At 56.3% G+C, this 12,270-nt stretch carries 13 protein-coding genes and 1 tRNA gene; 5 read left to right on the top strand and 9 right to left on the bottom strand.

Translation table 11 applies throughout. The features are described 5' to 3' along the window. Genes EUU23_RS07095 through EUU23_RS14135 form a run of 3 tightly spaced genes read right to left on the bottom strand, consistent with a single transcriptional unit; the run spans position 1 to position 1,133 of the window. Complete coding sequence (locus EUU23_RS07095) at positions 1-285, bottom strand: VirB3 family type IV secretion system protein (RefSeq protein WP_143774990.1); 285 nt, start codon at positions 283-285, stop codon at positions 1-3. A 3-nt stretch (positions 286-288) separates the two neighbouring features. After that, a complete protein-coding gene (locus EUU23_RS07090; protein WP_160353333.1) occupies positions 289-609 on the bottom strand; it encodes a TrbC/VirB2 family protein in 321 nt (106 codons plus the stop codon). 17 nt (positions 610-626) lie between these two features. Further along, positions 627-1,133, bottom strand: a complete 507-nt coding sequence (locus tag EUU23_RS14135; RefSeq protein ID WP_343032686.1) for a lytic transglycosylase domain-containing protein — start codon at positions 1,131-1,133, stop codon at positions 627-629. 608 nt (positions 1,134-1,741) lie between these two features. Between EUU23_RS14135 and EUU23_RS07080 the strand changes: the two genes are divergently transcribed. Together EUU23_RS07080 and EUU23_RS07075 are read left to right on the top strand one after the other, a co-directional pair. Next, positions 1,742-3,577 carry a DUF1800 domain-containing protein gene (locus EUU23_RS07080; RefSeq protein ID WP_160353331.1) on the top strand — a complete coding sequence of 612 codons (1,836 nt, stop codon included), beginning with the start codon at positions 1,742-1,744 and terminating at the stop codon, positions 3,575-3,577. Positions 3,578-3,589: 12 nt separating this feature from the next. Next, positions 3,590-5,023 (top strand): DUF1501 domain-containing protein, encoded by a 1,434-nt coding sequence (locus EUU23_RS07075; protein ID WP_160353330.1) that lies wholly within the window; start codon positions 3,590-3,592, stop codon positions 5,021-5,023. Positions 5,024-5,663: 640 nt separating this feature from the next. On the opposite strand, the gene EUU23_RS07070 is transcribed toward EUU23_RS07075, so the two are convergent. From EUU23_RS07070 to EUU23_RS07045, 6 genes are all read right to left on the bottom strand, one after another. Further along, entirely contained in the window at positions 5,664-5,960 is a 297-nt protein-coding gene (locus tag EUU23_RS07070; RefSeq protein WP_179956515.1) for a lipoprotein, read from the bottom strand. A gap of 71 nt (positions 5,961-6,031) precedes the next feature. Beyond that, the gene (locus EUU23_RS07065; RefSeq protein WP_160353329.1) at positions 6,032-6,445 is read right to left on the bottom strand and encodes a holin family protein; all 414 of its coding nucleotides are present in this window, start codon (positions 6,443-6,445) and stop codon (positions 6,032-6,034) included. Between the two features lie 26 nt (positions 6,446-6,471). After that, complete coding sequence (locus tag EUU23_RS07060; RefSeq protein WP_160353328.1) at positions 6,472-7,020, bottom strand: glycoside hydrolase family 108 protein; 549 nt, start codon at positions 7,018-7,020, stop codon at positions 6,472-6,474. Positions 7,021-7,270: 250 nt separating this feature from the next. Next, entirely contained in the window at positions 7,271-7,663 is a 393-nt protein-coding gene (locus EUU23_RS07055; protein WP_160353327.1) for a GFA family protein, read from the bottom strand. Next, positions 7,654-8,181, bottom strand: a complete 528-nt coding sequence (locus EUU23_RS07050) for a DUF2239 family protein (protein ID WP_160353326.1) — start codon at positions 8,179-8,181, stop codon at positions 7,654-7,656. The genes EUU23_RS07055 and EUU23_RS07050 overlap by 10 nt, the downstream gene beginning before the upstream one ends. Positions 8,182-8,706: 525 nt before the next feature. Continuing rightward, positions 8,707-8,783, bottom strand: a tRNA-Pro gene (locus EUU23_RS07045). Positions 8,784-8,964: 181 nt separating this feature from the next. Between EUU23_RS07045 and yajC the strand changes: the two genes are divergently transcribed. From yajC to secF, 3 genes are all read left to right on the top strand, one after another. After that, complete coding sequence (yajC, locus tag EUU23_RS07040; RefSeq protein ID WP_160353325.1) at positions 8,965-9,291, top strand: preprotein translocase subunit YajC; 327 nt, start codon at positions 8,965-8,967, stop codon at positions 9,289-9,291. Between the two features lie 70 nt (positions 9,292-9,361). Then, positions 9,362-10,960: a protein translocase subunit SecD gene (gene secD / locus EUU23_RS07035; protein ID WP_160353324.1), complete on the top strand. Its 1,599-nt coding sequence runs from the start codon at positions 9,362-9,364 to the stop codon at positions 10,958-10,960. A gap of 10 nt (positions 10,961-10,970) precedes the next feature. After that, positions 10,971-11,957, top strand: coding sequence for a protein translocase subunit SecF (gene secF / locus EUU23_RS07030; protein WP_160353323.1), 987 nt, complete (start codon positions 10,971-10,973; stop codon positions 11,955-11,957). Positions 11,958-12,270: the final 313 nt, after the last annotated feature.

Below are 12,270 nucleotides of genomic sequence, written 5' to 3'. Positions count from 1 at the left end.
TCAGGGCCGATAGCTGTTGCAGCGCCACAGATCGTGCGTGCGCGTCCGGCCGCAACGGCTGACCTTGGTAATCCAGAGGTCAAAGATGCGGGGTTCGCGCAAGCAGGCCATGTAGCCGATGGCGTGGATCAGGACAGCGGCGGGTATCGCCCAGAATGATCCACTGATGAGGAAGATTTCCGTCGTCACGATCAGGTTGATGATGAAATAGCTATAGGTCACGCCCGCAAACATCTGCGGCTGGGTCAGAGCGCGAAAAACAGGCGTGCGGTTAAGCGGCGTCATCAATCAGCCCCCTGCTGCGGCGACACGAATTCCTGACACGATTGCGGTCGCCCCGAACAGGACGAAACAGCCAACAATGACTGTCGCGCCAAAGCGCCAGTTCATCCGGCCGGTCAGCATCATCATGCCGACAACGGCAACGGCAATGACAGCGGCGGTCGTGGCGACATTACCCAGCAACGTCCCTTGCAGCCAACCCAGCGCATTGACGATGGGGCCTGACCCTTGCGGGTCGGACACTGCAACTTGTGCCAAAGCGCGCTGCGGAATGGCCGTAAGCAGCGTAATTGCCGTGAGTAACTTTGTCTTTGCTGTGAATTTCATTATCTTGGCAACCTCGCTTAATAATCGACACGTTGGATGGAGACTTCGGACAGCCTCTGCATGATCTTGCGTACATAATTCTGGGTTTCGCGATAGGGCGGGATGCCGCCATATTTGCGGACCGCGCCCGGACCTGCATTATAAGCCGCGAGAGCGAGCGGCACATTATTGCCGAACCGGTCGAGCTGTTCACGCAGATAGGCCGCCCCGCCTGCGACATTTTGCCGCACATCATGCGGATTGGTCACGCCCAGATTGCGCGCAGTGCCGGGCATCAATTGCATGACGCCTATCGCACCTGCGGTCGATCTGGCACGCGGGTTATAGCGTGATTCCTGCCATGCCACCGCATCGACGAGGTCGCTGCTGATCCCATATTGCTGCGCCGCCATCTGAATATGCTGGCGCACGGTACCTGTGCCCGTTCCCGGTGTCGCAATTGGCGAAGTCTGGATGACAACAGGGGCATAATTTTCAGGGGCAGCAACAGGCTCCGGTTGCCAGGCCGGCTGTGAAATTTGCACGAAATTTCCGTTGCCCGCCAGCTCGAAGACTTCGGCGCGGGCGTCAGAGGAAAAGATGAACGTTCCGCAAACTACGAAAAGCATTGGAAAGATGCGACTAATAACCATGACCAAACCCTAGATGGGACTGGTTGATAAATGGTTTATAAATCCTATCCGTCCGTCGCGTGGTCGGCGCATTTAGAGGATGAAAACCAAAGCTTGATGCACTTGCACCTTATCTCCTGTCGCCCCCTAAACCCCGTCACCCCGGAACGCAGTCACCGAAGGTGAAACACGTTCAGGGTGACGGATATTCACGAGGCGCAGTAGAGATTCCCCTCCCGCCTGCGGGAGGGGTTAGGGGAGGGGGCGTGCCAGAGGCGCGCCTTACGACGTTTCCGACACCCTCCCCCGGCCCCTCCCGCACGCGGGAGGGGAGAAGAAGGTTTGGGGTTCAGGGTGACGTGGGCGTGAGGGCGGGGGGAACGGTTCCGGCCCTAAACATTAAAACAAATTTACCACCTCCCGAAACATTCTCTTGAGCAATCCCGACTAGCTACCTGTTAATTATGAAACCGGCTCCGACATAATTCGCGGCCGCTTTCATGAAAAAGCGAGGGCGGTTTATGAAGGAAGCTTTGCACGGAATATGTCTGGATGGGGCCACTGAGATCGATGTTCCTGACGATGTCTCTCCCGCCTTGAATGCACCGGAATCTGGAAAAGCCCCCCTTGTTTATACAATTCCTGCTGCCTCATTATTGGTGGCGGCGTGCGGCGGTGGCGGCGGTGGCGGCGGAAGTTCGGGTGGATCTGCACCACCCACGGCGCAAGTGGCCAAGCCTGCGACTGATGCCGAAGCTGCGCGCTTCATCTTGAAATCCAGCCTGTCGGTTACCGAGGCCGAAATCTCCAACATCCGCTCTATCGGCTTTGAACCTTGGCTGACCGCCCAGATGGACGCGCCGATCAGCCAGACCGGGGTCGCATGGCTGGCGGCGCGGGGCTATGATCAGAACACGGCCGACAATTTCTTCGATAATGAATATCCCGCCGACTACATGATCTGGAGCCAGCTCATGATCGAAGCCAACGCGGTTCGCAAACGCGTTGCTTTGGCGTTGTCCGAGTTTTTTGTCGTATCGATCCAGGGTTTGGATTTCGACTGGCGTTCGCAAGCAATCGCCTTTCACTGGGACCAGTTGAACAGCAATGCCTTTGGCAGTTTCCGCAAGATGCTCGAAGATGTCACGTTGAACCCCGCAATGGGTTACTATCTAAGCACGCGCGGCAATCGCAAGGAAGACACACGTTCAGGACGGGTGCCGGACGAAAACTACGCCCGCGAAGTGATGCAGCTTTTCACCATTGGCCTGTATCAACTGAACAATGACGGTACCCGCAAGCTTGACACCAATAATCAGCCGATTGAAACCTATACAAATAGCGATGTATCGAACCTTGCGCGGGTTTTCACAGGATATAATTGGGATTTCACCGGCAATGTAAAAATCGCCACGGTCAGCGATCCCAACCGGCAGATCAACAGCACAGGCTATGTGCTGAAACCAATGACCCTTGACCCCACCAAGTGGGAATATCCGTCGACGACCAGCCAGCATTCGACGTTGGAAGCAACATTTCTGGGAACCACGATCCCGGCCAATACCGACGGCACGGTCGCATTAAAGACGGCATTGGACGCGCTGTTCAACCACGCGAATGTGGGTCCGTTTTTCTCGAAACAAATGATTCAGCGCCTTGTGACCAGCAACCCGAGTCCGGCCTATGTTGACCGTGTTGCCAAGGTTTTCAACAATAATGGAACGGGAACAAGGGGCGATTTGCGGGCAGTATTCAAGGCGATTTTCCTGGATGACGAGGCACGCAATGCCGCCGGTTTGACAGCCCCGACTTTCGGGAAAGTGCGCGAACCGATGTTACGCTTTGTCCAATGGGGACGCACTTTTGGTGCCGTCTCGACCAGTGGAAACTGGCGGCTGGGCAATTATTCCGATCTGGCCAGCGGTCTGGGGCAAAGCCCGCTGCGCTCGCCTTCGGTGTTCAATTTCTTCCGTCCCGGCTATGTCCCTGCCAATACCGCGATTGCGACCAACTCGCTGGTGGCCCCGGAATTCCAGATCATCAACGAAACCAGCACGCCGGGTTATGTCAACTTCATGACCACTGCCATCGGGACGTCAAACGGCATTGGCGGTAATGATGTAAAAGCGGCCTATACCAGCGAACTTGCCATCGCCCATGATTCCACGGCGTTGCTCGACCGGCTGTGCCTGCTGCTGGCCGCCAACCAGATATCGGACAGCACCAAAGCGACGATCAAAACCGCGCTGGATGCAACCGCGGTGACGCAGACCAGCTCGACAACCGACAAACAGCGGCGGGTCTTCATGGCGGTACTGCTCGTCATGGCCTCACCCGATTATCTCGTTCAGAAGTAAAGGCACCACCTCATGCATATCAGTCAATCAAATGAACTGTCGCGGCGCGCCTTTCTTCGCCGTTCGAAACAAGTGGCGATCGCAGGATCAGCTTCGTCGTTCGCCTTGGGGCTTGCCGGAATTGGCGAGGCTGCGGCGTTCAGCGCGGGCAATGATTACAAGGCGCTGGTCTGCATCTTCTTGTATGGCGGTAACGACCATAACAGCACGCTGATCCCGTTCGATTCGACCAATTACGACCTGTACAGCGCGATCCGCGGTGGCGGCGCAGGGCAGACGGCGGGCGGCATCACGCTGGCGCGATCCAGCCTTGCCGCAACCGCGTTGACCCCAAGCGGCGGGCAGGTTCTGACCAACAATCTGCAATATGCACTCGCGCCGACCATGACGCGGTTAAAGGCCTTGTTCGATCAGGGTAAAATGGCACCGTTGCTGAATGTTGGGCCGCTCGTCGCGCCGTTGACCCTGGCCCAGTATAACAGTTCGAACCTGACGGCGAACCCGCGTCCGCCCAAGCTGTTTTCGCATAATGACCAGCAATCAACATGGCAATCGTCCAAGCCCGAAGGTGCGACCGATGGCTGGGGCGGACGCATGGGTGACCTTGCGATGTCGAGCAATGCCAATTCATTGTTCACTTGCATATCGGCCACGGGCAACGCGGTGTTCCTGTCCGGCCAGCAGGCACTGACCTATCAGGTGTCCTCTGGCGGGGCGCTTGCCGTCAATGGCATCAAAAACTCGCTCTTTGGGTCAAGCGCGGGCAGCACCGCATTGCGGACATTGATGACCCAAACCAGCAACAATGTGTTCGAGGCCGAATATAACCGCGTCGCCAAACGCTCGATCGATTCCGAAGGCGTATTGACCGCAGCGTTGCAGCCGGTTGCGTTGACCACGTCTTTCCGTCCGGCAACCGGCCGCAACAGCTTGGCCGAACAGTTGCAGGTCGTCGCCCGCCTGATCGCGGCGCGTCAGCCGCTGGGGGCGCGGCGTCAGGTGTTCATGGTCAGCATGGGCGGGTTCGACCTGCATGATAATCTGATTAACAACCAGAATAATCTGATGGGTAGCCTCGATTTCGCAATGGATGCCTTTTACAAAGCCACGGTGGAATTGGGCGTTGCGGACAAGGTCACGACCTTCACCGCATCCGATTTTGGCCGGACTTTGCAATCCAATGGTGATGGTTCCGACCATGGATGGGGGTCGCATCACTTCATCATGGGCGGCGCAGTCAATGGCGGCCGCTTCTATGGCGTTGCCCCGCAGATTTCGGTGAACAGTCCCGATCAGGTCGGGCAGGGCCGCTTGCTGCCAACGGTGGCGGTCGACCAATATGCCTCTACGCTGGCGACATGGTTCGGGGTTTCACCCAATGAACTGGCCAGCGTGTCCCCCAATATCGGCCGCTTTGCCAGCAGCGATCTTGGCTTCATGCTGTAACCGAGATCAGGGTAGCGTCGTCGTCCGCAGCGCCACCCTGTCCTCTCCAACCCCGCCACCCTGTCCTCTCCGATCTCGTCACCCTGAACTCTCCAAACCCGTCACCCTGAACTTGTTTCAGGGTCCATCGTGCAGCGGCTTCCATGGTTTGAAAGAAAACCGAACCGTGCGTTGCTGTTTGGCTTGTCACGGCACGGCGGGAATGGGCTGACACATGGACCCTGAAACAAGTTCAGGGTGACGCAGGTTGTTAGTTCAGGGTAACGTCGTCGTCCGCAGCGCCACCCTGTCCTCTCCAACCCCGCCACCCTATACTCTCCGATCCCGCCACCCTGAACTCTCCAAACCCGTCACCCTGAACTTGTTTCAGGGTCCATCGTGCAGCGGCTTCTATGGTTTGAAAGAAAACCGAACCGTGCGTTGCTGTTCGGCTTGTCACGGCACGGCGGGAATGGGCTGACACATGGACCCTGAAACAAGTTCAAGGTGACAAAGGTTGTTAGTTCAAGGTGACGAAGGTTGTTAGTGTTGAGTGATGGGCAACATTGGTCAATCCGTCTCTAGCCAACTTGGACCAGCTGCATAAAAAAGCCCGCCGGTGCTGACGGCAACGGCGGGCTCTTATGTGAAGGTAGCGAAATTACTTCGCGGCTTCCTTCATATCCTTACCGGCTTCTTCAACCGCAGTGCCAGCAGCGGCGGTCGCGTCTTTTGCGGCATCGGCGGTTGCACCGGCTGCGTCGCCAGCGGCTTCAGCGGTTTTATCCGCAGCGCCTTCAGCAGCGTCCATGGCATTTTCAGCGCCAGCTTCAACAGCATCGCCTGTTGCTTCAACGGCTTCCGACGTTTTCTCGGCTGCCTCTTCGCCTTTTTGGCCACATGCACCAAGCGAGATTGTGAATGCCAAAGCGGCGGCGGTTGCGACAAATTTTTTCATTTCATTCCTCCTAAATCCCATTAACCCCTAAAGGGAGCATCGGCGTAACGGATGAAACCGGTTATTGGCAACTATTTTTCGACGCCTTTTACCTTTCCCCATTGGCGGGCCGCCGTATATCCCAGATATCCCGTCCCAAAAAGCGCATAGAGCGGTTCTGGCAAGCCATTGAGATAAGCGTTCATACCCGCAGCAATGTGCGCCGCCGCTTCCGGACGGACGGCGGCGATCAGCCTCATCGGTATGGCCCAAAGGATCATGGCATAGATGACATAGAGAAAGCTGGGCCGCGCGCGGCTGGTCCACGGATCGGCTGATTGCGCCTCGGCCAGAATCGCCGACAATTGCGTGCGGAGCGTGTCCATCTCCTGACTGCCTTGCAGCTTGATGAGTTCCAGCTTGGCCGCATCGCGCGCCTTGGGGTCGGGGATGATCTTGTCGATCAGGCTGGCCACAGGGCCGATGATGCTTTCGATAAGGGGCATAGTCTGTCTCCTGAAAAGTTCAAAATTTATCCAATACGGTTCGCAAGCCAGCCATAGAGAAAGGCCTCCTGCGAAGGGCGGGTTTCGGCGAGGCGGACATAATGTGCGCCTTGCAATGCCTCGATGGCCTTACGCAAAACACCCTCGCCGCCCGCCCCGCGTTTGCGTAAAAAGGCGGCGAGTGCGGCCAATGTCGCTGGGCCGATCTGCCGGTCGACAAGGATATCGGCATAGTCCCGGCCATTGCGGTTCAGCGCATTCAGCGCGCGCTGCAAAAATCCGGCAGCGGTTGCGGTGCCCATATTGACGCCGCTGTCAAACAGCTCGGCGGCAAGGTAGGGGGCCAGTTTTGCGACCTTGTCGAGGGCTGGGACGGTCCAGTAAACATCCCGGTAAATCGCCACCGCATCGCTGCGCGGCAGAAACCGCATGTCCCCGGCAAACCCCTGGGCACGCGCCACCGCCTCCGTAACCCCCCACCGCGTCGCGCCCCCGCGATCCGCCGGATGATCCACAAAACCCCCCTCGCGTGCGATAAGGTCGTCGATCAGTTGGTCAATATCAGAAGGTGCCATATCAATCCTCACTTTCGCGAATCGATATAACCGATATGGTTATTTGTAGGAAAGGGGCCCTTTGTACGGAACCTGATCGAAGCAACGAGGAGGAATTAGGCTGCTTGGTCTGCGGACTTAAGTCTGGAATGGTGTGGCGAGTTGACCGTCCGTGTTCTAGAAAAAATCGGTGACTGCTACCGCTCGCGGTTAGCAATGTCGCTGGAGTTCCGCACTCGCTTGAAAACGTTGGAAATGAACACGTGTCAGCTTAGTCGTGATGTTTCACTCCAGTGCCTTCGATGTTAACCCAAGGGCGCTTCCGACGTTCGTAACTCGAGTAAGCCGGGGCCGGGAGCTCGGTATCTCCGAAAGCGCCTAGTGGGATAGCCACGAAATCTGGCAATATGTCGATCTGGTAAGCGACCGTTGATCCGCAGCTCGGGCAGAATCGATATGTTAGACTGCGTTCACTGTCGGCTGTACGTGCGAATGTATGAAACGTGCCTATGACGTTGACATTTTCTGCCAAGAACCGCGCCTGCACTGAAAATGCACTTCCCGTCCGGCGCTTACATTCGAGACAATGGCAGACCGAAATGAGTATTGGCTCCCCAGTACATTCGGCTTTCAGGCTTTCGCAGCGGCAGGTAGCTACTCGCATGTTGTCGCACTCTTTGTATCCTCAGCGGAGGTAAGAAGTTTGGAAATGTAACGCCTGATGTCGTCTGGCCATTGGCCCACAGTCGCAATAAATTCCTCATGACGCTTAGAGTAAAGCGAACGAAGCGCCTCTTCATAACCCGGCATGTCGCCACATGCGGCTTGCATGAAGCGGTAAACAGCATCCCGGCACTCGCGCTCGGTCCGACCTTTACGGCGTGCCTCATCAATCAACCGCCTCAAGGCAGCAGAGGCACCGCCGGGCTGTTCGGACAGCCACTCCCAATGCCGGGGAAGAAGCGTTATTTCGCGCGCTTGCACGCCAAGCTTCGGTCGGCCTGCACCGCGGGGCGCGGCGTCCCGGTAATCTAGATCGGTGATCCGGCCCGATCCATCCTCGAACACGAGTACAGAGCCATCTTGCTCAAATAGCTGCTTTTTGATGCTTCGGGCTACGTCGTCCCGCGCCCCTGCCGCAATCTGCCTTCCTTCGAGAAAAGCCGTATAACTGGATGCCACGCTGTTGCTCCTAATATTGAAGTCCCTAAATTATACCCGGATTAAATCATTGTCAATAACACCCGGATAAAATATCGGTCACGACCTCTTCGTGCTTCGCATTTGGAATGGTAGGTTTCAGGAATGAACGGCCCTTAGTTGAATGACCGCAAAGCTATGGTGTCCGAAAAGTCCGTCTACATGCAGCAACCTGCCAAAAGCGGACAAGCGCAACTCCATTGCCGCTTGCAACGTGGGAATAGATTTGACGGCGTCCGATAGCGAACCTGCCACGGCGAAACCTGCTCTTTGAACCGCCGAGATACCGTGTAAATCCCAAGCCGTGTCACTTTGACGTAAAGCAACAAAAAATATATTTTCAGCGCGTGTTTGCGTATTTTTTGTAGCGTAAAGCTCGTTTTCGCGCCGTACCGAAATCTGTGGGATGATGCTGCAAAAACGTACGCCATACCAATACGACTTTTTCGCATCGCTTCAATAGCGCCAACTGCGGCAAATCAGCGGCCGTTGCAGAGTTGGTAAAATTGGTCGGGACGACAGGATTCGAACCTGCGACCCCCACACCCCCAGTGTGATGCGCTACCAGGCTGCGCTACGTCCCGACCGCCAATGTCCGCGCTGCGGGCAGTGGAAGCGCGCCTATATGGTGGTGCTTTGGCAAAAGCAAGGCGGTTTCGGTGCTTTGACGTTGCGTCCTACGGGTGCAGGTGATAATCGCGCCCGATCGTTTCACCGCACCGATCAAATGACGGTGCCTTAAAATTATTGTCGCAAGGATTTTCGATGGATTTGCTTCTCTTTTTGGCCGCTGCACCGGCTGCTGGTGGTTCTGCTTTTTTTGTGCAGATTATACCGCTGCTGCTGATTTTCGTAGTCTTCTATTTCTTCCTCATCCGTCCGCAGCAAAAGCGCGCGAAGGAGCATGAGGCCAAGATCAATGCGGTCCAGAAGAATGACGAAGTGGTCACAGGCGGCGGCTTGATGGGCAAAGTCATCAAGGTTGCCGACGACCATGTAGAGGTTGAAATCGCCCCGAATGTGCGGGTGAAGGCGTTGAAATCGACCTTGGCCAATGTCCAGTCGCGCGGCACCAAAGCGGCCAATGACTGAATGAACGGGGTTGAACGCCCCGGCGGGTGACCCCAAATTCCCTTTTTTCCAGTCCGTTCGGAACAGATTTATGCTAGATTTTCCCCGTTGGCGTGTGTGGATGTTGAGCCTTTTGGTTCTTGCAGGCGTGCTGCTGGCCATCCCCAGTCTTTTGCCAATGTCCATCCGTGCCCAGGTGGCGCAATATCTGCCGACACCAACGATCAATCTGGGCCTCGATCTTGCCGGTGGCAGCCATATCCTGTTGGAGGCGGACACATCGCAACTGGCGGAAACGCGGCTGGAATCGCTGGAAGATAATGTCCGTACCGCAATGCGCCGGGCTAATCCGCGGATCGGGATTGATGCCGTGTCACGGGCCAATGGCCAGTTGAGCTTTACCGTCACTGACAGTTCGCAAATTGATGCCGCACGCGAGGCGCTGCTGCCGATTATCAGCAACACGACCGGCAGCACTGACTGGAATCTGGGCGTCAATGACGGCAACCGTATCGTTTTAACTCCGGCCGGGTCAGGTGATGAAACGGCGCTGGATCAGGCCATGGATACCGCAAAAGACGTGATTGACCGCCGCATTAATGCGCTCGGCACGCTGGAGCCGACGATCATTCGGCAAGGCGATAATCGCATCGTTGTTCAGGTGCCCGGTCTGGATGACCCTGAGGCATTGAAAGCACTGATCGGCAAGACGGCAAAGCTGGAATTCAAACTGGTGGATGAACAAGCCGATCCGGACCAAACGGCGAAGGGTATCGCGCGCGTTGGCAGCCAGGTTTTGCCTTACCCTGAAAATCCGACCGGACTGCCAAATATTGCCGTGCGACGTCTTGGCGGCATTTCGGGGGACAAGCTGATCAAGGCCGACCCGACATTTGACCAGCAGACCAATGAACCGGCCGTCACAATTCAGTTTGACGGTGAAGGAGGGCAGAAATTTGCCCGGATGACACAGCAGAATACAGGCAAGTTATTCGCCATCATCCTTGACGGGCAGGTCATTTCCGCGCCGCAGATTAAGGAGCCTATTTTTGGCGGTGTCTCGCAAATTTCAGGCAGCTTTACGGTCGATAGCGCGAACGCGCTGTCCATTGCGCTGCGCTCCGGTGCGCTGCCTGTAGATTTGAAGATTGTCGAAGAACGCTCAGTCGGTCCGGACCTTGGTGCGGATTCAATCCGGCGCGGTATATTGGCAGCGGTCATCGGAACCACCGCGATTTTGGTACTGATGTTCGTCGTCTATGGCCGCTTTGGCATGTATGCCAATATGGCGCTCGTCATCAACATCGGCCTTATTTTAGGGATAATGGCGCTAGCGAACACGACGTTGACGCTACCCGGTATTGCCGGTTTCGTTTTGACGATCGGTGCGGCGGTCGACGCGAACGTGTTGATCAACGAACGTATCCGGGAAGAATTGAAACGCGGACGCCGCGTTGTCCAGGCGATAGAATTCGGGTATAAAGAAGCGAGCCGCGCGATTTTCGATGCGAACAGCACGAACGTCATCGCGGCGGTATTGCTCTTCATCTTCGGTTCCGGCCCGATCCGCGGCTTTGCTGTGGTGTTGATGATCGGTATCGTGACATCCGTGTTCACCGCCGTGACGCTGACCCGCATGTGGGTCGCCGGTTGGGTCAAGCGCACCCGCCCGCAAGAATTGGTTATCTGAGGAATTTGCCATGAAACTGCTCAAACTTGTTCCGGACGATACCAATATCGATTTTCTGAAATGGCGGACCTTCGCCTTTGGCATCAGCTTGTTGCTGATGATCGCATCGATCGGCCTTGTTGCCACTAAGGGATTGAATTTCGGTGTCGATTTTATCGGTGGCCAGATGATCCGCGCAACATTTACCCAGGACGCTGCGGCACCGGTGACAGAATTGCGTACCAAGGTCGCGACACTCGGCTATGGCGAGCCGACAATTCAGCGCTTTGGCAAGGAAAACCAGGTTTCCATTCGCATGAAGCTACCCGAAGGCGCGGATAAAAAGCCTGAACTTGCAAATGTTATGGCGGTAAAAATTACCAACAAGCTGAAGGCGGATTATCCCGGCGTGCGGATTGATGGCGTCGATTCAGTGTCGGGCAAAGTTTCCGAAGAATTGTTCAGCAAGGGGATGCTCGCGCTGTTGGCCGCAATGGCCGGTGTATCGCTCTACATCTGGATACGGTTCGAATGGCAGTTCGGGGTCGGGGCGATCTGGTCGCTTTTGCACGACGTCACGCTCACCTTTGGACTATTCTCGCTTTTGGGGTTGGAATTTGACCTCAATATCATCGCGGCGTTGCTGACGATTATCGGCTATTCGTTGAACGATACCGTTGTGGTCTATGACCGGATACGCGAAAATCTCATGAAATTCCGCAAGATGGATATGGCCGGTTTACTCAACCTGTCGGTGAACGAAACTTTGGCCCGTACCGTGATGACCAGCGTGTCGATTTCGCTGCCCCTGCTGGTATTGGTGTTCTTCGGCCCTGATGTCATCTTCGGCTTCAGCCTTGCGATGGCGTTCGGGATTATCGTTGGTACCTATTCGTCGATCTATCAGGCCGCGCCGATATTGATCTGGCTGAAAGTTGGCTCGCATAGTTTCGTACCCAGTGAAAGTGCCATGCCCAAAGCGGAGCGCATGGGCGAAAGCTTCGGCGCGCAGCCTTGATGATTTAAGTTGTCGGCGAGGTCGCACGGCGGACCTACGGCCCGCCCCCTCCCCTAACCCCTCCCGCAGGCGGGAGGGGGATTGGTTTGTGGGGAGTGCGCGGAGCTATTCTTTTTGGACACCGTCACCCTGAACTTGGTTCACCTCCGGTGACTGCGTTCCAGGGTCTATCTATCAGCCCGTTTCTGCCTTGTCGTGGCACGCCAAGCGGCGACGTGCGGTTGGGTTTGCTTTCTTGCTGTGGGCGTGCGGCGCGATGGACCCTGAAACAAGTTCAGGGTGACGGGAGGGGGATTCAGGTTGATGGTGTGGG

The sequence above is a fragment of the Sphingorhabdus profundilacus genome (assembly GCF_009769755.1).
In the GTDB taxonomy this organism is placed as follows: Bacteria; Pseudomonadota; Alphaproteobacteria; order Sphingomonadales; family Sphingomonadaceae; genus Sphingorhabdus_B; species Sphingorhabdus_B profundilacus.
This window is presented reverse-complemented; position numbering and strand designations above follow the sequence as displayed.

Bases quoted from the DNA above. Each gene is read 5' to 3' on its own strand.
- EUU23_RS07095 (WP_143774990.1), bottom strand. From the start codon at position 285: ATGACGCCGCTTAACCGCACGCCTGTTTTTCGCGCTCTGACCCAGCCG.
- EUU23_RS07090 (WP_160353333.1), bottom strand. From the start codon at position 609: ATGAAATTCACAGCAAAGACAAAGTTACTCACGGCAATTACGCTGCTT.
- EUU23_RS07080 (WP_160353331.1), top strand. From the start codon at position 1,742: ATGAAGGAAGCTTTGCACGGAATATGTCTGGATGGGGCCACTGAGATC.
- EUU23_RS07075 (WP_160353330.1), top strand. From the start codon at position 3,590: ATGCATATCAGTCAATCAAATGAACTGTCGCGGCGCGCCTTTCTTCGC.
- EUU23_RS07070 (WP_179956515.1), bottom strand. From the start codon at position 5,960: ATGAAAAAATTTGTCGCAACCGCCGCCGCTTTGGCATTCACAATCTCG.
- EUU23_RS07065 (WP_160353329.1), bottom strand. From the start codon at position 6,445: ATGCCCCTTATCGAAAGCATCATCGGCCCTGTGGCCAGCCTGATCGAC.
- EUU23_RS07060 (WP_160353328.1), bottom strand. From the start codon at position 7,020: ATGGCACCTTCTGATATTGACCAACTGATCGACGACCTTATCGCACGC.
- EUU23_RS07055 (WP_160353327.1), bottom strand. From the start codon at position 7,663: ATGCGAGTAGCTACCTGCCGCTGCGAAAGCCTGAAAGCCGAATGTACT.
- yajC (WP_160353325.1), top strand. From the start codon at position 8,965: ATGGATTTGCTTCTCTTTTTGGCCGCTGCACCGGCTGCTGGTGGTTCT.
- secD (WP_160353324.1), top strand. From the start codon at position 9,362: ATGCTAGATTTTCCCCGTTGGCGTGTGTGGATGTTGAGCCTTTTGGTT.
- secF (WP_160353323.1), top strand. From the start codon at position 10,971: ATGAAACTGCTCAAACTTGTTCCGGACGATACCAATATCGATTTTCTG.